At 70.7% G+C, this 20,041-nt stretch carries 18 protein-coding genes; 9 read left to right on the plus strand and 9 right to left on the minus strand.

The features are described from left to right. Positions 1-17: 17 nt before the first annotated feature. On the minus strand, positions 18-3,299 hold the full coding sequence (locus OG588_RS13890; protein ID WP_405953117.1) for a BTAD domain-containing putative transcriptional regulator: 3,282 nt from the start codon (positions 3,297-3,299) through the stop codon (positions 18-20). A 279-nt stretch (positions 3,300-3,578) separates the two neighbouring features. On the opposite strand from OG588_RS13890, the gene OG588_RS13895 reads away from it, so the two are divergent. Beyond that, positions 3,579-4,379, plus strand: coding sequence for a site-2 protease family protein (locus tag OG588_RS13895; protein ID WP_393042510.1), 801 nt, complete (start codon positions 3,579-3,581; stop codon positions 4,377-4,379). Here the strand turns inward: OG588_RS13895 and OG588_RS13900 are convergent. From OG588_RS13900 to OG588_RS13910, 3 genes are all read right to left on the minus strand, one after another. After that, the gene (locus OG588_RS13900) at positions 4,369-4,551 is read right to left on the minus strand and encodes a hypothetical protein (RefSeq protein ID WP_019064800.1); all 183 of its coding nucleotides are present in this window, start codon (positions 4,549-4,551) and stop codon (positions 4,369-4,371) included. The two genes, OG588_RS13895 and OG588_RS13900, sit on opposite strands and share 11 nt — an antisense overlap. A gap of 71 nt (positions 4,552-4,622) precedes the next feature. Beyond that, positions 4,623-5,339, minus strand: a complete 717-nt coding sequence (gene npdG, locus OG588_RS13905; protein ID WP_266878435.1) for an NADPH-dependent F420 reductase — start codon at positions 5,337-5,339, stop codon at positions 4,623-4,625. Positions 5,340-5,376: 37 nt separating this feature from the next. Continuing rightward, complete coding sequence (locus OG588_RS13910; RefSeq protein ID WP_405947541.1) at positions 5,377-6,459, minus strand: exo-alpha-sialidase; 1,083 nt, start codon at positions 6,457-6,459, stop codon at positions 5,377-5,379. Between the two features lie 123 nt (positions 6,460-6,582). Here OG588_RS13910 and OG588_RS13915 point away from each other — a divergent pair, with 123 nt between their 5' ends. Then, complete coding sequence (locus OG588_RS13915; RefSeq protein WP_405947542.1) at positions 6,583-7,185, plus strand: hypothetical protein; 603 nt, start codon at positions 6,583-6,585, stop codon at positions 7,183-7,185. A 415-nt stretch (positions 7,186-7,600) separates the two neighbouring features. Further along, positions 7,601-8,944, plus strand: coding sequence for an MFS transporter (locus OG588_RS13920; protein ID WP_405947543.1), 1,344 nt, complete (start codon positions 7,601-7,603; stop codon positions 8,942-8,944). 36 nt (positions 8,945-8,980) lie between these two features. Here OG588_RS13920 and OG588_RS13925 read toward each other — a convergent pair whose 3' ends face one another. Then, positions 8,981-9,208, minus strand: coding sequence for a hypothetical protein (locus tag OG588_RS13925; protein ID WP_405947544.1), 228 nt, complete (start codon positions 9,206-9,208; stop codon positions 8,981-8,983). A 58-nt stretch (positions 9,209-9,266) separates the two neighbouring features. Between OG588_RS13925 and map the strand changes: the two genes are divergently transcribed. Further along, positions 9,267-10,124, plus strand: coding sequence for a type I methionyl aminopeptidase (map, locus tag OG588_RS13930; protein WP_043686979.1), 858 nt, complete (start codon positions 9,267-9,269; stop codon positions 10,122-10,124). Positions 10,125-10,279: 155 nt separating this feature from the next. After that, positions 10,280-10,927 (plus strand): heme oxygenase (biliverdin-producing), encoded by a 648-nt coding sequence (locus OG588_RS13935; protein ID WP_405947545.1) that lies wholly within the window; start codon positions 10,280-10,282, stop codon positions 10,925-10,927. A 5-nt stretch (positions 10,928-10,932) separates the two neighbouring features. On the opposite strand, the gene OG588_RS13940 is transcribed toward OG588_RS13935, so the two are convergent. Genes OG588_RS13940 through OG588_RS13955 form a run of 4 tightly spaced genes read right to left on the minus strand, consistent with a single transcriptional unit; the run spans position 10,933 to position 15,507 of the window. Next, complete coding sequence (locus OG588_RS13940) at positions 10,933-11,577, minus strand: PhzF family phenazine biosynthesis protein (RefSeq protein WP_405947546.1); 645 nt, start codon at positions 11,575-11,577, stop codon at positions 10,933-10,935. Next, positions 11,570-12,481 (minus strand): hypothetical protein, encoded by a 912-nt coding sequence (locus tag OG588_RS13945; RefSeq protein WP_405947547.1) that lies wholly within the window; start codon positions 12,479-12,481, stop codon positions 11,570-11,572. Before OG588_RS13945 ends, OG588_RS13940 begins: the two co-directional genes overlap by 8 nt. A gap of 11 nt (positions 12,482-12,492) precedes the next feature. After that, positions 12,493-13,998 carry an HtaA domain-containing protein gene (locus tag OG588_RS13950; RefSeq protein ID WP_405947548.1) on the minus strand — a complete coding sequence of 502 codons (1,506 nt, stop codon included), beginning with the start codon at positions 13,996-13,998 and terminating at the stop codon, positions 12,493-12,495. A gap of 60 nt (positions 13,999-14,058) precedes the next feature. After that, positions 14,059-15,507, minus strand: coding sequence for an HtaA domain-containing protein (locus tag OG588_RS13955; RefSeq protein WP_405947549.1), 1,449 nt, complete (start codon positions 15,505-15,507; stop codon positions 14,059-14,061). 99 nt (positions 15,508-15,606) lie between these two features. Between OG588_RS13955 and OG588_RS13960 the strand changes: the two genes are divergently transcribed. From OG588_RS13960 to efeO, 4 genes are all read left to right on the plus strand, one after another. Next, on the plus strand, positions 15,607-16,635 hold the full coding sequence (locus OG588_RS13960; RefSeq protein WP_405947550.1) for a hemin ABC transporter substrate-binding protein: 1,029 nt from the start codon (positions 15,607-15,609) through the stop codon (positions 16,633-16,635). Beyond that, on the plus strand, positions 16,632-17,717 hold the full coding sequence (locus OG588_RS13965; protein WP_405947551.1) for a FecCD family ABC transporter permease: 1,086 nt from the start codon (positions 16,632-16,634) through the stop codon (positions 17,715-17,717). Before OG588_RS13960 ends, OG588_RS13965 begins: the two co-directional genes overlap by 4 nt. A 202-nt stretch (positions 17,718-17,919) precedes the next feature. Beyond that, entirely contained in the window at positions 17,920-18,738 is an 819-nt protein-coding gene (locus tag OG588_RS13970) for a heme ABC transporter ATP-binding protein (protein WP_405947552.1), read from the plus strand. Between the two features lie 162 nt (positions 18,739-18,900). Then, a complete protein-coding gene (efeO, locus tag OG588_RS13975) occupies positions 18,901-20,037 on the plus strand; it encodes an iron uptake system protein EfeO (RefSeq protein ID WP_405947553.1) in 1,137 nt (378 codons plus the stop codon). Positions 20,038-20,041: the final 4 nt, after the last annotated feature.

A 20,041-nucleotide genomic window follows, 5' to 3' on the forward strand; every position in this document is an offset into this window, starting at 1 on the left:
CCGGGTCCGTGCCGGCCTCACACCAGGGCGGCAGCCTCCTTCGCGGAGAGGCTGTCGCCTTCGGCGTACTCGGCCACGCACGACTCGTAGGCCGCGTCGCCGAGCACGGCGCGCGCCCGCTGCTCGGCCTGGCGGTACACCTCGCTCTCCACGGACGCCCTGACGTGCCCGGGCGGCAGCAGCGCCAGCGCCGCGACGAGGCAGCGGACGCCGTCCCGGACCCGGCTGCCGCCGTCGAGTTCGGCGAGGACGACCGCGGCGATCCCCAGGTACAGCGAGGACATGCTCGGGGCGATGGCCTCGGACAGGGGGTCACCGGCCCGCTCCAGCGCTTTGCGGACCTTGTCCAGGGACAACTGGTAGTTGCCGTCGACCGCTTCCACCCACGCCTCCGAGCCGAGGATGAACGCGTCGAAGACGACGAAGTGGGAGATCGGGAACTCCTCGCGCAGCAGCCGCATCTCCTCGCGTGCCTCCTCGACGCGGCCGGACATGGTGAGCCAACTCGCCAGGAACATCCGGGCGGCAGGCATCGCCTCGTTGCCCTGGCCGTGCTGCTGCTCGATCACCTCGCGCAGAATGCGCTCGCCCCGCTGCACCTCGCCGGCCTCGATGAGCGCGCTCCCCAGCCGGGCGCCGAGTACGGCCATCTGCCCGCGGGCGCCGAGCCGTTCGGCCTGTTCGATCGCGGCCTCGTAGTCGAGGGCGGCCAGTTGGTAGTCGCCGGTGCGTTCCCGTGCCTCGGCGCGGGCGGAGAGCGCCTCGGCGGAGCCCCAGGCGTCGCCGAGGCGGCGGAAGATCTCCAGCGACTCGTCGGCGTCCCGGGTCGCGTCGCCCGCCCAGTCAGTGCGGTTGGCGAGCATGTTGGCGCGCATCTGGAGGGTGGTGGCCAACTCCCACTCCATGCCGGGGTTGGTGCGGCAGGTGTGGACATCGGCGTCGAGGATCACGGGCAGCCGCTCCACGCTGCCGGTGAGCAACACGGCGAAGAACCAGAACATGCCGGGCGTACGGCAGGTCTGCGGCAGGCCCGGTTCGTAGACCTCGGCGATGACGCGCAGCTTCTCCTTCGCGGCCGGCACTTCCCACGCGTCCAACTCCGTGTCCATGCAGGCCAGATGCGCGAGATGAAGGCCGCGTCGCGCCTCGGCAAGGAGTTCGCCGGTGAGCGGGGGCGGGACGTCGGTGCAGCGCTGCCAGACGGGTTCGGCGCGCTGGACCGGGGCGGCGAAGGGGTCGGGGCCCAGGGCCATCACCTCGACGCACCAGTTGCGGGCCTCCATGCGGACGTCGCGCATGTGCCAGTACCAGGTCATCGACAGGACGAGGCAGATGGCCTCCTGCTCGTCGCGCTCGGCGACGGCGTGCCGCAGGGCGGTGCGGAGGTTCTCGTACTCCAGCTCCAGCCGTCCTACGGCGGCGAGTTGGTCGGGGCCGCGCAGCAACGGGTCGGTGGTGCGGGCGAGTTCGCGGTAGTACGTCAGATGGGCGCGCTCGGCGCGGGGGCGGCGGCCGGACTCGTCGAGCCGTTCGGCCGCGTACTCGGCGACGGTCTCCAGGAGCCGGTAGCGCATCTCCCCGTCACCCGAAGGGGCGGCCACCACAAGGGACTTGTCGACGAGGGAGCCGAGCGTCTCGAATGCGACGGGCCCGCACACGGCCTCGGCGGCGGCGAGGTCGCAGCCGCCGGCGAAGACGGACAGGGTGGTCAGCACCTCCCGTTCGTCCGCGTCGAGCAGGTCCCAGGACCAGTCGACGACGGCCCGCAGGGTCTGCTGGCGGGGCAGGAGCGTACGGCTGCCGGAGGTGAGGAGCCGGAAGCGGTCGTCGAGCCGGTCGGCGATCTGACGGGGCGTCAACATCCTCAGCCGGGCGGCGGCCAGCTCGATGGCGAGGGGCAGTCCGTCGAGGCGGCGGCAGATCTCGGCACAGGCCTCGGGGTCGTCCTCGACGCTGAACCCCGGCCGGGCGGCGGCCCCGCGGTCGGCGAGCAGCCTGAGCGCGACGGGGTCGGGCAGCGGCTCCACCGGACGCAGCAACTCCCCCGGTACGCCCAGGGGTTCGCGGCTGGTGGCGAGCACGGTGAGCTCGGGGCAGCGCTCCAGCAACGCCTCCACGAGGCGGGCGGCGGCGTCCACGACGTGCTCGCAGTTGTCGAGGACGATCAGCATCCGGCGTCTGCCGCAGTGCTCCGCGAGCCGGTCGAGCGGCTCGTTGTGCCGGTCTCCCCCGGCGGCCCGGATCGCCTCGGCGCCGGCGCCGTACATCACCGTCTCGCGCGCCCCGACGGCGGTGAGCACAGCCGTCGGTACGGCGTCCGGGTCGTCGACGGGGGCGAGTTCGGCCAGCCACACCCCGTCCCGCGCCACGTACCGCACCCCCTCGGCGACCTCCTGCGACAACCGTGTCTTCCCGGCCCCGCCGGGCCCGAGCAGCGTCACGAGGCGGGCGGAGGCGAGATCACCCCGGATGACGTCGATGTCGGCTTCTCGGCCGACGAAAGAGGTGAGACGGGCGCGGAGGTTGCCGGGGAGCGGGGCGTCCGCGGGGGTGGGGATGGGGAGGTCGGGGGTGACGGCGAGCAACTCCCCGTGCAGCGCCCGCAGTTCTGGCCCGGGGTCGGAACCCAGCCGGTCCGCCAGCAGTTGTCGTACGTCCTCGTAGGCGGCCAGTGCCTCCGCCGTGCGGCCCGTCGCGCGGAGGGCGCGTAGGCGGAGGGACTGGAGGGGTTCGTCGAGGGGGTGGGTGTCGCAGAGGGCGGTCAGTTCGGGGAGGGCGGTGTCCGCTTCGCCGAGGGCGAGGGACGCCGTCAGGCGGGCGCGGCGGGCGTCCAGCCGACGGGTCTCCCAACGGGCCGCGTCCGCCGTGCGGTCGGGGAGGTCGGCCAAAGCCGGGCCGACCCACAGGGCCAGCGCGTCGTCCAGCGCCTCGGCCGCCTTCGCGGGGTTGCCGTCGGCCAGCGCCCGCAGCCCCTCCCCCGTCAGCCGCTCGAAACGGTGCAGGTCGATGTCGTCGGGGGCGGCGGCGAGCCGGTACCCGCTCTCCGACGAGGTGATCGCGTCGGCGCCGAGCGCCCGGCGCAACCTGCCCACCAGCGCCTGGAGCGCGCCGGACGCGTCGGCCGGCGGGTCACCGGCCCAGACCTCGTCCACCAGCAGGCTCGCGGTCACGGCCCTGCCGGGGCGCAGGGCGAGCACGGTGAGCAGGGCGCGCAGCCGCGCCCCGCCGACCGGGACGGGCGTGCCGTCGGGGCGGAGTGCCTGGGTGGTGCCGAGAATGCGATAGCGCACGGGGTCCATTGTCTCCGGTGGCATGGAAAGCGGTCACGGGGTTGCGGCGGCGCGGCGCCGGACTACGGCGGCGCGGCGCCGGGCGCGGTACGACGCCCGCTCCGAGAAGTCACCCGAGGGGTGACGGGGTCGTAGAACGCGTGCCAGAGTCCCATGTCCCCACCTTCCCCCGTCCCCGGCCCCTTCCCCTACCTTCCCCGGAACCGATGGCCGCTCGCGAGACGTTTTCCCCTAGTGCCCGGTACCGTCGGGCTTCGCGTCCACCGACCCAACAGGGAGCCCGCCCCCATGACCGCCACCACCACCCGCCCCAGTGACCGGCGGATCAGTCCCGTCTTCCTCGGGATCCTGGCTGTCACGGCGGTGACCGGCTGGGCCACCTGGACCGGGTTCGCCGAGAAGCCGGGCATCGCCGTGTTCCTGTTCGTGACGGCGGCCTGGATCGTCTCCCTGTGCCTGCACGAGTACGCGCACGCGCGCACCGCCCTGCACAGCGGTGACATCTCGGTCGGCTCGAAGGGCTATCTCACCCTCAACCCGCTGAAGTACACGCACGCGCTGCTCAGCATCGTGCTCCCGGTGATCTTCGTCATCATGGGCGGCATCGGCCTCCCCGGCGGCGCGGTGTTCATCGAGCGCAACCGGATCCAGGGCCGCTGGAAGCACAGCCTGATCTCGGCGGCCGGTCCGCTGACGAACGTGCTGTTCGCGGCCGTCTGCACCGCGCCGTTCTGGCTGCACTCGCTGGACGGGGTGCCGCGGGACTTCCGGTTCGCGCTGGCGTTCCTCGCGCTGCTCCAGGTCACGGCCGCGCTGCTGAACTTCCTGCCGGTGCCGGGCCTCGACGGCTACGGCGTGATCGAGCCCTGGCTGTCGTACAACATCAAGCGCCAGGTGGAGCCGTTCGCGCCGTTCGGCCTGCTGTTCGTGTTCGCGCTGCTGTGGGTGCCGTCGATCAACACGTACTTCTTCGATGTGATCGACGCGATCCTGCGGGGCCTCGGCATCAGCGACCTGGAAACCTACTGCGGTCAGAACCTGTACCGGTTCTGGCAGGGCACCAACGAGTACTGCTCGATCAGCCAGTGACGGACTTGCGCTCCGCGCGCTCCCGACGCAGGTAGTACCAGCTCATGTTGGACGACAGGCCCACGACCATCACCCACACGATCCCGATCCAGTTGCCCTGGAGGAACGAGAGGACCGCTGCGGCCGTGGCCAGCACGCACGCGATGGCGGCGAGGAGGGAGAGGCGGGGCATGGGGTCGGCTCCTGTCGGGGGGACACTGCGCTTGTCTGCGTCGACCAGTGTCCCCCATCGACTTCCCCGGCTCACACGTCGGTGACGCGCAGCCCCGCGTGTGCCTTGTAACGGCGGTTGACGGAGATCAGGTTCGCGACCAGGGACTCCACCTGGTGCGCGTTGCGCAGCCGGCCGGCGAAGACACCGCGCATGCCGGGGATACGGCCGGCCAGCGCCTGCACGATCTCGACGTCGGCGCGCTCCTCGCCCAGCACCATCACGTCGGTGTCGATCTCGGCGATCTCCGTGTCCATGAGCAGCACGGCCGACAGGTGGTGGAAGGCGGCGGCGACGCGTGAGTCGGGCAGCAGGGCGGCGGCCTGTTCGGCGGCGCTGCCCTCCTCCGGCTTCAGCGCGTAGGCGCCCTTCTTGTCGAAGCCCAGCGGGTTGACGCAGTCGACCACGAGCTTGCCGGCCAGTTCCTCGCGCAACGACTCCAGGGTCTTGCCGTGGCCGTCCCAGGGCACGGCGACGATCACGACGTCGCTGCGGCGCGCGGTCTCCGCGTTGTCGGCGCCCTCGACCCCGTGGCCGAGTTCCTCGGCGGCGGCCTGCGCGCGGTCGGCGGCGCGGGAACCGATGATCACCTTCTGGCCGGCCTTGGCGAGCCGGTAGGCGAGGCCCTTGCCCTGCGGCCCGGTCCCGCCGAGCACGCCGACGACCAGTCCGGAGACGTCGGGGAGGTCCCACGGGTCCTTGGCGGGGGCCTTCGCGGGGGTCTGTGCAGCACTGTCAGTAGAGGTCATGGGCCGACTTTACGTCCGGCTCGGCACCCGGATCGGCTCAGGTGAGGTCCGTCACGGGGACCCTCCTGAACGTGATCGTCTCGTACGCCCCGAAGTCCCCTGTCTCGTAAAGGAGTCCGACCGTGTCGTCGTCGATCCGTACGAGGTCGGAGTAGGCGGCGGGCAGACCGTCGACCGTGTACGCCGGGCGCCAGGTGGTGCCGGCGTCGGTGGAGGCGCGCAGGGTCATCAGGGCGCGGGCGGCCGGGTCGCCGGGGCCGGAGTACAACAGCAGGTCGGGGTCGCGGAGTTGGAGGACGCTGCCCTCGCAGATCGGAGCGGTGAGGCCGGCCTGCGGGCGGAAGGCTTTGACGAGGGTCTGCCCGCCGTCCCGCGAGTAGGCGTCGGCGCGGTTGCCGGGGGACGTCGAGTCGTTGCGGGTGTTGAAGTAGACGCGTCCGTCCGGGAGTTCGGCGGCGGTGGTCTCGTTGCAGTTGATGTAGCCGTCCGGGTTCTCGTCGATGTATCCGAGGGACCAGGTCTCACCCTTGTCGTCGCTGAGCAGACAGTGCCCGCTGTTGTACTTCGCCTCGTTTCCTACGTCGGTGCCGGTCGGCGGGGTCGTGTGGTTGCCGGGGACGACGACACGGCCGGTGCTCAGCTGGATCGCGTGCCCGGGTGTGGTGGCGTACCAGCGCCACTCGGGCTTCTTCACCTGCTCGGTGATCTCCTTCGGGCTCGACCAGGTGACACCGTCGTCGTCGCTGTACCGCACCCACACCCGACGCCCGTCGGCCGGCTTCACCTTGCCGCGCAGGATGGCGTCCTCGGTGGCGGTCGCGGCCGAGCGGACGTGGACGAGCAGGACGCGGCCGGTGTCGAGGACGACGGGGGCGGGGTTGCCCGCGAGGTCGGTGCCGTTGTCGGCGGCGACGGTCTGCGGGCCCCAGGTGCGACCGCCGTCCGTGGAGCGGCGTAGGACGATGGCGATGTGGCCGTGGTCGCTCGCGGAGTCGACGCGGCCCTCGCAGAACGCGAGGAGGGTGCCGGCGGCGGTCACCACGACCGCGGGGATGCGGTAGCTGGCGTAGCCGCCTTGGCCGGCGACGAAGGGGGCGGTTACTTCTGTGGTTTCTGTCATGAGGTGACTCCTTGTGCGGCGTGCGGGACCGATGAGCCTGATGAGCCCGCACCATCCCCAAGTTGGGCGAATTCGTGGTGAACTCCACGTCACGAGTGGCCGGTTGGGGCAGGATGCTCGGCCATGGACGCCGTACGGGTCGCGCTGTTGCGTGAAGTGCTCGCCGGGACCGAGTGGTTGGGGGCCACGCGTCGGTTCGCGGGGGTGTTGCGCGGGTCGGTGGTGGCGCACGGGGGCGGGCTGCTGCTGGTGGGCACGCCCGCGTACGAGCCGTGGCATCTCGCGGCGCATCTGGTCGACGAGGCGGCGTGGTCCGGTACGCCGGAGCTGGCTCCGACTCTTGTACGGCATGACGCGCGTCCCTCGGATCCGGCGCATCTGGCGGTGGGGCTGGGGCGGATCGAGGCGGCCCGGCGTGGCGAGACGTTGCTGGTGGTGTCGCCGGAGGGCCCTGGCGACCCCCTCCTGGAGCGGGTTTCCGACGCGCGACGGGCCGGGGCGACCGTCCTCTCCCTCGGCTCCGAGAACCGTGAACTGGCGTCCCTGGCCCACGAGTCGCTCGCCGTACCGGAGGGGACTGACCTGGACCTGGACACCGTGCAGCACCTGGTGAGCGCGGCGGCCGGGGAGAATGTGTTGCCGGCGGCGCGGGGGCGACGGCGTTTCCGTGACCGGTTGTCGAGGCTGACGGAACAGTTGACGGCACCGCCGCCTGCCCGTTGGTAGTTTTCCCACCCACCCACCCGTCTCGGTTGGCCAAGAAGTGGCCGAGGAGGGCGGTGCCATCCCGTCGCCTCCAAGTGACCGCGGCGAGTCGTGACCGCCACCGCTTGCCCACCCACCCACCCGTCTCGGTCAGTTGAGAGGTGGACGAGAAGCCGTTCCAGACCGTCGCCTCCAGGTGACCGTGGCGGATTGCAACCACCAACTCCCCCACGCCGCCCGGCCATCGGCCGCCACCTACCCACCCGGCCACCGAACGCCCGCCGTCCGCCAGTTACTCACCCGCCCGCCCGTCGGCCACTGCCCGCCTGCCAGTTGCCCACCCACCAACACCCCGACGAAATCCAGTCACCCCGCCCGCAGCCCCCACGGGAAATCCGCTTGCCACCCCCACCCCCCACCCCGACCATTGCCCCTCGTGACCGACAGCGCCGATCCCCCCACCGAACCCCCCACCCGCCTCCGCGCCCTCCTCCCCGACCTCGCCCCCTGGCATGCCTCCGTCGACTTCCGCAGGCTCTGGATCGCGGGGCTGATCTCGAACTTCGGCAATTTCCTGACGTTCGTCGCGCTTCCGGTGCAGATCAAGGAACTCACCGGCTCCGCGGCGGCGGTGGGCGCGGTCGGGGCCGTGGAGCTGGTGCCGCTGATCGTGTTCGGGCTCTACGGAGGTGCCCTCGCAGACGCGTGGGACAAGCGGAAGTTGATCGTGTGGACCGAGGTCGGACTGGGGGTGCTGTGCGGGGCGCTGCTCTTCAACTCGCTGCTGCCGCGGCCCGCCGTATGGCCGCTCTATGTGATCGCCGCCCTGACCTCCACCCTCGGCGCGATCCAACGGCCCGCGCTGGACTCGCTGTGGCCGCGGATCGTGGCCCACGAGCACATGACGGCCGCGTCGGCGCTCAACTCCCTGCGCTGGACGGTCGGCGGGGTCACCGGGCCGGCACTGGCGGGGGTGGTCGTGGCGTTCGCGGGGCTGCCCTACGCGTTCGCGGCGGACACGGTGACGTTTGCGATCTCCGTCGTCCTGATCTTCCGTATCGCCGCCTCCCCGGGCGCCCACGAGGCGCAGAAGCCGTCGTTGAAGGCGATCGCCGAGGGCGCCCGGTACGCGTGGAGCCGTAAGGAACTCCTCGGTACGTACGCCATCGACCTCGCGGCGATGTTCCTCGCGATGCCGCTGGCCGTGCTGCCGTTCCTCGCCGATGATCTGCACGCCCCGTGGGCACTGGGGCTGATGTACTCGACCGTCCCGGCCGGTGCCCTGCTGGTGAGTGTGACCAGTGGCTGGACCTCGCGGATCCGGCGGCACGGGCGAATGGTGGTGCTGGCGGCGGCGCTGTGGGGCGCGGCGATCGCCTGCGCGGGCGCGGTCGGCAACGTATGGCTGGTGCTGCTGTTCCTCACCGTCGCGGGCGGCTGCGACATGGTCAGCGGGATCTTCCGCGGGGTGATGTGGAACCAGACGATCCCGGACGAGCTGCGCGGCCGCCTCGCCGGGATCGAGCTGCTGTCGTACTCGGTGGGGCCGCAGCTGGGCCAGGTCCGGTCGGGCGGCATGGCCGCGCTGGCCGGGGTGCGGACGTCGGTGTGGGCGGGCGGGCTGATGTGCGTGGGCGCGGTGGGGCTGCTGGCCGTAGGACTGCCGAGGCTGATGTCCTACGACGCGCGGACGGACGAGCACGCGCTACGGCTGAAGGAGCAGAGGGCTGCGGCGACTCCTAAGGCACCCACGGCCCCCGCAGCTCCGGCCGACGCCTGAGCGGTCGCCGCCGGTGAACTTCGTAGCGCCGCCCGGTCAGTCGTCGTCCGCGCCCTTGGCCGCGTCGTGCCACTTGGGGTCGGTCTCCCACTCCAGGTTGCGCTCGCGGGCCGTCTCCATCGCGTGTTCGGCCTCCGCGCGGGTGGCGTACGGCCCGAACCGGTCCTTGGCGGGGCACTCCGGCCCCTCCTCGACCTTCTTGTGTTCGAGGCAGTAGTACCACTCGCCGGGCTTCCCGACCGTGCGCTTCTTGAACAGGGCCATCAACGGCTCCTTTCCCTACGGCCATGTTCCCCCATGTCCGCTGGTTAGACTCGCTGGCATGTCTGGCCAGTCGCTGCTCGTACCAGGGGAGCTCTCTCCCATCCGTTCCGTGCCCGGAAACATCCGTCGCCCCGAGTACGTCGGCAAGCCCGCGCCGACCCCGTACACCGGGCCGGAGGTGCAGACCCCCGAGACGATCGAGGCGATGCGGATCGCCGGGCGGATCGCCGCGCGGGCGATGGCGGAGGCCGCGAAGATCATCTCGCCGGGGGTGACCACGGACGAGATCGACAAGGTGGCGCACGAGTACATGTGCGACCACGGCGCCTACCCGTCGACGCTCGGTTACCGCGGCTTCCCCAAGTCCCTGTGCACCTCGCTCAACGAGGTGATCTGCCACGGCATCCCGGACTCCACGGTGCTGCGCGACGGCGACATCATCAACCTCGACGTGACGGCGTACATCGGCGGGGTGCACGGCGACAACAACGCGACCTACCTGGTCGGGGACGTCGACGAGGAGTCACGGCTGCTGGTCGAGCGCACCCGCGAGTCCCTGGACCGCGCGATCAAGGCGGTCCGTCCCGGCCGTCAGATCAACATCATCGGCCGGGTCATCGAGTCGTACGCCAAGCGCTTCGGGTACGGCGTGGTCCGGGACTTCACCGGCCACGGCATCAACTCCTCCTTCCACTCCGGCCTGATCGTCCCGCACTACGACAGCCCGCACGCCACGACGGTGATCCAGCCCGGGATGACGTTCACGATCGAGCCGATGCTGACGCTGGGGACGTACGAGTACGACATGTGGGACGACGGGTGGACGGTCGTCACGAAGGACCGGAAGCGGACGGCGCAGTTCGAGCACACGTTGGTGGTGACGGAGACGGGGGCGGAGGTTCTCACCCTCCCGTAGGGATCACGGCGATCTCATGAGGATCGCCACGATCTCGTAAGGATCACGGCGGCTCGCTCTCTCGTGGAGCGGGCCGTTTTTCTTGTACGCTTTTACCGACAGGGTGTCGGCAAACCTGTTGACTTAGGTAAGCCTTACCTTAGAGGATAGGCCCCATGGACTCCTTCTCGACAGTCATCCGCACCGCGTCCCACGAACAGCACGTGGAGGCCGAGACCTCCACCTTCATGAGCGACCTGCTCGGCGGCCGGCTGGGCGTGGACGCGTACGCCCGGTACACCGAGCAACTGTGGTTCGTCTACGAGGCGTTGGAGACCGTGGCCGAGCGGCTGGCGTCCGATCCGGTGGCCGGGGCGTTCATCCAGGCCGAGTTGTTCCGGCTGCCCGCGCTGGAGCGGGACCTTGAGCATCTGCGGGGCGCGGACTGGCGGGCGGGGTTGACCGCGCTTCCCGCGACGCGGGCGTATGCCGAACGGGTGCGGGAGTGCGCCGAGTTGTGGCCTGCCGGGTACATCGCCCATCACTACACGCGGTACCTCGGGGATCTCTCCGGCGGGCAGATCATCCGGGACAAGGCGGAGCGGACGTGGGGGTTCTCGCGGAAGGGTGACGGGGTGCGGTTCTATGTGTTCGAGGGGATCGGTAACCCCGCCGCGTTCAAGCGGGGTTACCGCGAACTGCTGGACGGCATCCAGGTCGACGATCTGGAGAAGCAGCGGATCGTGGCGGAGTGCAAGCGGGCGTTCGCCCTGAACACCGGGGTGTTCCGGGACTTGGGTGACGAATTTCCCCTCAGCGCCTGACGCCGCTAGCGTTCCAGGAACACCCGTCCCCCGACCTCCACCCAACCCCCCGGCTGCGGCGCCGTAAGGATCTGAGACCCCGCGCCCTGCGTGATGTTGAGAGCGCGGCCCAACTGGTCGGTCAGCAGCAGCGCCGCCGCGCCCGTTGCCTCGTCCTCGTGGATGCCGTCGTCGCGGCCGGGGAACGCTCGGGCGCGGACGCGGCCCGCTGCCTCGTCCTCCCAGGCCCAGGCGTAGATCCACTCGCCGGGTGGGGGGACGGGGAGGGCGTCGACCTCGGGGGCGGTGGCGTACTGGCGGAGGGTGCGGGGCGGGGCCCACTCCGGGAGGGCCTCGATCCAGCTGAACTCGCCGTCGAGGCGGGCGCCCACGATGCCTGCGGGGATGACCAGTTCGGGTATGTCCAGGAGCCAGGCCGTGCCTACGCAGGGGTGGCCGGCGAAGGGCAGGCGGGTGGTCGGGGTGTAGATGTCGATGATTCCGCGCTCGGGGTCGTCGACGAACACCGTCTCGCTGAAGCCGAGTTTCCCGGCGAACACCTGCCGCTCGTCCGGGTCCGGCATCACGGAACCCTCGCGGACGACGCCGAGTTCGTTGCCGTATCCGCCGCTGGGGCCGCAGAAGACACGCAGCACGTCGTAGTCAGTCACGGGGGCATTCAAACATCGCCCGGGCCGCGAGGTCATCCCAGGCCGGGGCTCCGCCGGGGAGGGGCCAGGTGGGGGTGGGGGCGTCGTCGTAGGGCAGCGAGGCCAGCGTGTTCTCGTACGCCGTTTCCAGGACGGCCCGTCTGCGCTCGGTGTCGGTGTCAGTGGGGGTGTCGGTGCTGGTGGCACAGCCCGCGAGCAACAGTTCCGTGCGCTGTTCGTGGTCCTCGGTCAACTCGTCGGCCGTCCGCTGCCATGTCTCGTCGTCCGGTACGCGGTACAGGACGACGCACGGCGGGGTACGGCCCTCCGCGAGCGCCGCCACGGCCCGGTCGTGGCCGTCGAGGATCACCCAGCCGTCGAGCGGTGTGACCCGCCACAGGAGGACGGGGGCGAGTGTGTCCTCCCGTGCGTGCTTGCGGTATGCCTTCACCCGTGGCGCGTCCGTCGGCGAGAGCGGACGCAGCGGTACGACGCCCTCCCAGCCGCCCGCGCACCAGTCGAGGTGGCAGGCGGGCCAGTCGCGCATGAAGTCGCCCCACCACACGTACGCCGGGAACTTGTGCCGCTCGCGGAAGTGCCAGCGTGCGTCGTGCAGTGGGCCCTCCTTCGCCTCCTCCAGCCAACTCGCGTACTGGTGGACCCAGTTGCCGGGACTTCTCATCCGGTCCGACCGGATCCGGGGCAGCGGTGAGCGGAAGCCGTCGAGCCTGTGCACGAAGAGGCCCTCGTGCGAACAGCCGCCCTCTTCCTCCCGGCCCAACAGCAGGGGCCGCTCGCCCTGCCGGAGCAGCATCCGGCCACCGTCCGCCGTCTCGAAGCGCAACGGAGGCGGACCGGGCCGGCCTGTCACGGCCAGCACCAGTCCGCCCTCCGGCAGTGGTTCTCTGTGCCCCCTGGTCTCCATGGGGCACAGTCTTACGCCTCCGTACGCCGCCTGCGCATCGCGAACACCACGCCCGCGCCCGCCGCCACAGCCACCGCGGACGCCGTGCCCAGGGCCGCCGCCGGGATCTCGGAACCAGTCGAGGCGAGGGAGCCGTTCACGCTGCCTGTCGTGGAGCCGGTGACGCCGCCGCCCGAAGTCGAGCCCGTCGTACCGGAGTTGTCGGTGCTGCCGGAGCTTCCGGAAGAACCCGTGCCGGTCGTCGAGGACGAGCCGTCCGTGGGGAGGGTCGCGTCCGCCGTGAGAGCCACCGACAGGTCGAGCGGGTCGAGTTCGGCGCCCGTCTGATAGAAGCCGCCGAAGGCCTTCGCGCCGGCTGCCGTGAGAGTGGTGGTGACGTCGTCGAGGGTGATGACGTCGTTCTTCGCGGTGAGGTCGGTCGAACCGGCCTTCAGGTCGGCCAAGACCACGTCGTCGGACTTCTCGCCCAGGCTCGTCACGTCCGCCGTCAGTTTGCCGGTGCCCTTGTCGAGGGTCGCCTTCAGGTCGGTGAAGGTGAGGTCGAGGCCGTAAGTGCCGTTGTCCTCATGGCCCTTGAAGTTCACCGCGCCCTCGAAGGCGGCGGAGAGGGTGTCCGCGTCGGTGTCGTAGCTGCCGGTCGCGCCGGTGAAGGTGAAGACGCCGTTGCCCGTCGCCTGGGCCGCGCCTTCCGACGTGGTGATCTTGCCGTTGGCGACGCTGCCCACGACGTAGGAGCGGAAGGACTCCTTGACGCCCCAGTCGAGATTGCCGTCCGCGATCTCGCCCTGGGTGGCGGCCGGTTCGGAGGCGGTGTCCGAGGGGCTCGCGCTGCCGGGGGGCGTGGTGGTCGGGGTGGTCGTGGCCGGCGGGGTGGTCGTGGCGGGCGGGGACGTCGGCTGCGACGGCGTCGGCGATATGGGCGTGCTCGGGGTCGGGGACGTCGTCGACACCGGCTTGACCGCCGACAGCGGGTCGCCGGCCGCGTTCGCGTAGGTGTCGCTGCCGAGGAACGTGCCCGCGGCCGCGGTGAGGGTGGTGGCCAGGTCCTTCAGGTCCTGGCTGGTCGGTGCGGCGACCGTCGCGAGCGTCACGTCCTGCTGCTTGGTCCCGCCGTCCGCGACGAGGTCGGCGGTGAGGGTGCCCGCCGCGCTGTCGTACTGGAAGTCGGACATCTCGCGCACGAAGCCGTGCAGCGTCGACTTGGCGGTGATGGTGCCCTTGAACGTGAGGTGCACGGCGTGGCTGGTCGTGTCGTAGGTGCCCGCGCCGGCGGTGAAGGTGAAGGCGCCGTTGTTCGCGGCCTGCGAGGCGCCGTCGGTGGCGGTGAAGGAACCCTGCGCGTAGGTGCTCACGTACATGCGGTACGACTGCTTGATGCCCCAGGTCAACTCGTAGCCGCTGAGCGGGACTTCGGCCGCCGACGCGGTGGTCGTGGCGAGCGCCGTGGCACCGAACGCGGCGGCGGTCGCGACGGCCGCGGCGAGGGCGAAGGAAAGTCGAGGGCGTCTGACGGGCATGGCCGTGGTTCTCCTTGAGGTGGGTGGATGGTCCGCCGACGTGGGGACCGGGGAAGGGAGTCAGTCCGCTTCCGGACCGGTGGTCTCGGTGGCCGGACTGTTACGGCGCCTGCGGACGAGCAGCACGGACACCGCGGCTACGACGATCAGCAGGGCGCCGGACGCGAGGCCGATCGGCAGGGCGGCCGAAGTGCCGTTGCCGGAGCCGGAGTTGTCGGCGACCGGTTCGGCGGACACCGAGGGGTCGGCCGACTGTTCCTCCGGGGTCTCGCTCGCCGTGGGTGTGGTGCCGAGGTCGGGGAGCGCGGGCAGCTTCGCGTCGTCGGTGAGGGCTACGGCCAAGGACACCGGGTCCATGGCGGTGCCCGCCGGGTACATCCCGCCGAAGGCCCTCACACCCTGTGCGGTGAGTTTCGCGGGCGCCTCGGTGATCTTCGCCAGGCCCTTGACCGCCTTGAGGTTCTTGGCGGTGAAGGTCACCAGCGGGACCTTCTTGCCGGTGAAGTCGGCGCCCGCACCATCGGTGCCGGTGACATCGGCGTAGAGCGTGCCCTTGCCGTCCTCGACCGTTGCCCGGACACCGCTGAGCTTCAGATCGAGGCCCTCGGCGCCGGTGAAGCGCACCGCGCCCTTGAACGAGGCCGTCAACTCCCCGTTCTTGTACGTCCCTTCACCGCCCGGGAAACGGAAGAGCGCGCCGCCGTCCTCGGCTCCCGCCGACAAGGTCCACTTGCCCTTCGCGATGTCCCCGGTGACGTACTCCCGGAAGGTGCGGCGCACACCCCAGTCGACGGCGCCGTCCTCGATCGCGCCGCTCGAACTCTCCTTCTTCGCGGCGGACTTGGTGGCTGTCGGGGTGGGGGTCGCGGTCTTGGTGGCCGCCGCCTTCACGTCCGCCGAGAGGCTCACCGGGTCGAGGACCGTGCCGGCGGTGTAGTACCCGGCGAAGGACTTCGCGCCCTGTGCGGTGAGCGTGGCGGGCAGGTTGTTGAGGACGACCGCCGTGCCGCCGCCCTTCATGTCGATGCCGCCCAACGAGAGGGCGGCGAAGGGCACTTGAGAGGACGTCGTGACCGTCCCGGTGCCCTTCGCCTTGCTGGTGACGTCCAGGTAGAGCGTGCCGGTCGAGCCCGAGACACGGACCGTGGGGCGGCTCAGGGTGAGGTCGAGTTCGTAGCTGCCGTCGGTCTTCTTGTGGCCGACGAAGTGCACCCCGCCCGCGAAGGACGAGCGGAACGCGCCGGTCGAGCCGTCGTACGAACCCGTCGCCGAGGGGAAGCGGAACTGGCTGCTGCCCACGGTCGCCGCGCCGCCCGTGAGGGAGTAACTCCCGTTCGCGATGGGCCCGGTGACATAGCTCTGGAACGAGGACTTGATGCCCCAGTCGAGCCGGCCGCCCTGCACGGTACGGCTCTCCGCGTGGGCGAGGGCCGCCGGGAGCAGGGCACCGAGGACGGCCAGGACGGCCGTGCACACCACGGTGACCAGGGCTTTTGGGCGCGCGGGCATGAGTGGGTCCTCCGGTTGACGACTGCCGGTAGCGAACAAAGGTAAGGCTAACCTAAGCTTCCCTCGCCTGAAACGACAGTGCCCGAGAGATATCGAGAGATGCCGAGAGAGACGGACGGGACCGTGCCACGCTTGCGCACACGACTGGCGGGAGCACTGTTGTCCGTGCTCGCGCTCACGCTCACCGGATGCGGGGGCGCGGCCACGTCTTCGGCCACCGCGTCCGCGAAGGCCGCCGCACCGGCCAACCGCGTGGAGCCGCTCACCGACACCCCGGACCCCCAACTCCCGGTCACCGTAAGCTCCGCCGACGGCAAGAAGGTCACCGTCAGGAACGCGCGGCGCATCGTGCCGCTCTCCGGCAGCCTCAGCGAGATCGTGTTCACGCTCGGGCTCGGCGACCGGGTCGTGGCCCGGGACATCACCGCCACCTTCCAACAGGCCGCGAAACTCCCGCTGGTGACCCGCAACCACGACGTCTCGGCGGAGAGCGTGCTCTCCCTCAAGCCCGACCTCGTGCTCGCCGAGACGACCACCGGACCGTCCGAGGCCATGGGGCAGATCCGCGCCGCCGGCATCCCGGTCCTCGTCGTCGACCCGGCGAAGGGTCTCGCCGATGTCGGTCCGCGCATCCAGGCGGTGGCCGACGCGCTCGGTGTATCGGGTGCCGGCAAGGAACTGACCAAGCGCTCGGAGGACCGGATCGCCGCCGTGCGCAAGGCGATTCCGACGCACAAGGAGAAGCCTCGGGTCGCGTTCCTGTATCTGCGCGGGTCCGCGTCCGTGTATCTCATCGGGGGGAAGGGGTCGGGTGCGACCTCGCTCCTGGAGGCGGCCGGGGCGGTCGACGCGGGCGCGGAATCCGGCCTGAAGAAGGACTTCACCGCCATCACCACCGAGGCGCTCGCGCAGGCCGCGCCCGACGCGATTCTCGTCATGACCAAGGGACTTGAGTCGGTCGGCGGGATCGACGGGCTGGTGAAGATCCCCGGTGTCGCGCAGACCCCGGCCGGGATGAACCGGCGGGTCGTCTCGATCGAGGACGGGGTGCTCCTCAACTACGGGCCGCGCACCGACCAGGTACTCAAGTCGCTGGTGGACCAGTTGTACGGAGGCGGGGCCGAATGACCGTACTGGACAAGGGGGTTGAGGCGACCGTCACCTCAACTCCCCCGCGACGACGGCGCGGTAAAGGCTGGATACTCAGCGTGGGGCTGGTGATCGCCCTTCTCGTCCTGGTGCCGGTGGCCGCCGGGCTGGGCGCGTATCCGATACCGACCGGGGATGTGTTGGCCTCGGTGCAGCACCGACTCGGGCTCGGTGGCGGGGCGTTGGACCGCGTACCGGAGTCGGTGCTGTGGAACGTGCGGTTCCCGCGCATCGTGCTCGCGCTGCTCGTCGGGGCGTCGCTCGGGTGCGCGGGGGCGTTGATGCAGGGCGTGTTCGGGAATCCGCTCGCCGAGCCGGGGGTCATCGGGGTGTCCTCGGGGGCGGCGGTGGGCGCGGTCGCGGTGATCGCGTTCGGGCTCGACTTCCTCGGTACGTGGACGGTGTCGGCGGTGGCGTTCGTCTCCGGGCTCGCCACGGTTCTGCTGGTCTACGCGATGTCCCGCTCGGGCGGCCGTACGGAGGTCGTGACGCTGATCCTCACCGGGATCGCGCTGAACGCGTTCGCGGGGGCACTGATCGGCCTGTTCCTGTTCTTCGCTGACACCGCGGCCGTCAACCAGATCACCTTCTGGCAGCTCGGTTCGCTCTCCCAGGCGACCTGGCCGAAGGTCCTCGCGATCCTTCCGTGCGCGGTGATCGGCCTCACCCTCGCGCCGCTCCACGCACGGCGACTGGACCTCCTCGCCCTCGGTGAACGCCCCGCCCGTCACTTGGGAGTTGACGTCGAGCGGCTCCGGATCGTCCTGGTGCTGGTCATCGCCCTGCTCACGGCGGCGGCGGTCAGCGTCTCCGGGATCATCAGCTTCGTGGGGCTGGTCGTACCCCACCTGCTGCGTATGGCGGCGGGTCCTGGCCACCGCTTCCTGATCCCGGCCAGCGCGCTGCTCGGTGCGCTGGTTCTCCTGGCCGCGGATCTCACCGCCCGCACGATCGCGGCTCCGGCGGAACTCCCGCTCGGCGTCCTGACAGCACTGCTCGGCAGCCCGTTCTTTTTCTGGCTGCTGCGTAGGACGCGGCGCAGGCAAGGAGGTTGGGCATGAACCAGGTCTCCAGGTTGCCGGGAATCATCCACCGTTTCCCCTCCGAGGCTGCCACTGGATGCGGGTTGGGGGCTGCAGGCCGTGGGTGGCTGGTCGCGCAGTTCCCCGCGCCCCTTAAAAGGGGCGCTCAGGTTGCCCGGCGACTCATCTCCGCCGCAACGGCGCCCAGCCCCCTCGCCCCTCCCGCCCAAGGAGCCCGCGCATGAGACTCCTCCGCAGTCGCCCTACACCCCCCGCCCCCGCCGAACCGGGAGACGTCCTCGCCGAGGCCGTGGACCTTCACGTCCAACTCGGCGGGCGTACCGTCCTCCACGGTGTCTCCGTGCCCGTCCGTGCCGGTGAGGTGCTCGCGCTTGTCGGGCCCAACGGGGCAGGGAAATCAACCTTGTTGGGCGCACTCGCCGCAGACCTGTCGCCCGCCGCCGGAGTTGTCCGGATCTACGGTCGGCCCGCCGCCGAGTGGTCCGCGCCCGAACTCGCCCTGCGGCGCGCCGTACTTCCCCAATCGGCCGCGCTCTCCTTCCCGTTCACGGTCGAGGACGTCGTACGCATGGGGCGGGCGCCGCATGCCACCAGCCCCGCCGAGGACGAGATCGCCGTCGCGGAGGCGATGGCGCGGGCGGAGGTGACGGACTTCGCGCTACGGCCGTTCTCGGCGCTCAGTGGTGGGGAGCGGGCCCGGGTCGCGCTCGCGCGGGTGCTGGCTCAGCGGGCGCCGCTGCTGTTGCTCGACGAGCCGACCGCCGCGCTCGATCTGCGGCACCAGGAACTGGTCCTGCGGCTGTGCCGGGAAAGGGCGCACGCGGGGGACGCGGTGGTCGTGGTGCTGCACGATCTCGCGCTGGCCGCCGCCTACGCGCACCGGGTCGCGATTCTGCGCGCCGGTCGTGTCGCCGCCGACGGCCCGCCCGGGGTCGTATTCACCGAGGAGTTGCTGTCGGACGTCTATGACCAGCCAGTTGAAGTGTTTCCGCATCCGCGCACGGGGGCGGTCGTGGTGACGCCGAAGCGCCCCGCTTGACCCTCCCTTGACCTCCCCTTGCCATTCGTTTTCCGCCACCGAGATCAAGCCGTGTCTGTGATTTTTCTGTGGGCAGTGAATACCCACCCGGACGGGTATGACTGAGGTAAGCCTCAGGTAAGTTAGGGCAGCCTCACCAACATACTCCCGCTTGGAGCCTGCATGCGTGCCGTCCGACTTCCCGTCGCCACCGCCGTCGCCGCCGCGGCCGCCCTGACCGCCGTCACGGCGTGCACCGCGAAGAGCGACGCCAAGGACGGCGACGCGATCCAGGTGACCGCGGCCGACTCCAAGTGCACGACCTCGACCAAGTCGATCCCGGCCGGACAGGTCACGCTGAAGATCGAGAACACCGGCTCGAAGGCGACCGAGGTCGAGATCCTCTTCCCGGACGACCGGATCGTCTCCGAGAAGGAGAACATCGGGCCGGGGACGAAGTACACGCTCACCGCCGAGGTGAAGGCGGGGTCGTACGAGATCGCCTGCCGCCCGGGGATGAAGGGGCACGGTGTGCGGCAGAAGTTGACCGTCACCGGGGGCAGCGTCGCCAAGCGTGACCCGAAGCTGGACGCGGCCGTCGCCGCCTACCGCGAGTACGCGCAGGAGCAGGCCGACGCGACGATCCCGAAGGTGGAGACCTTCGCCAACGCCATCAAGGCGGGCGACCTCACCGCCGCCAAGAACGCCTACGCCCCCTCCCGCGTCGGCTGGGAGGCCACCGAGCCGATCGCCGAGTCGTTCGGGGACATCGACCCCAAGACCGACACCCGCGCCGACGGCCTGGAGAAGGGCCAGAAGTGGACCGGCTGGCACGCGCTGGAGAAGGCGCTGTGGCAGGACAAGAAGATCGGCGCCGAACAGAAGGTCCTCGCCGCCGAGTTGGTCACCGATCTGAAGGACTGGCAGAAGCGGGTCGGCAAGGCCGAGATCACCCCGACCTCCATGGCCAACGGCGCCAAGGAACTCCTCGACGAGGTCGCCACCGGCAAGATCACCGGCGAGGAGGACCGGTACTCGCACACCGACCTGAGCGACTTCAAGGCCAACGTCGACGGCGCCCAGAAGGCGTACGAGCTGCTGAAGCCGGTCGCGCAGAAGAACGACGCGGCCCTCACCACCGAACTCGACAAGCAGTTCGCCGCGTTGAACACGCTGCTCGACAAGTACCGCTCGACCTCGACCTCCGACGGCTTCGTGTCGTACGACAAGGTCACCAAGGACCAGCGCAAGGAGCTGTCGGACGGGGTCAACGCGCTTGCGGAGCCGCTGTCCAAGCTCGCCGCCGCCGTCGTGAAGTAGGCCT

This window comes from Streptomyces prunicolor (assembly GCF_045162825.1).
Classification (GTDB): Bacteria; Actinomycetota; Actinomycetes; order Streptomycetales; family Streptomycetaceae; genus Streptomyces; species Streptomyces prunicolor.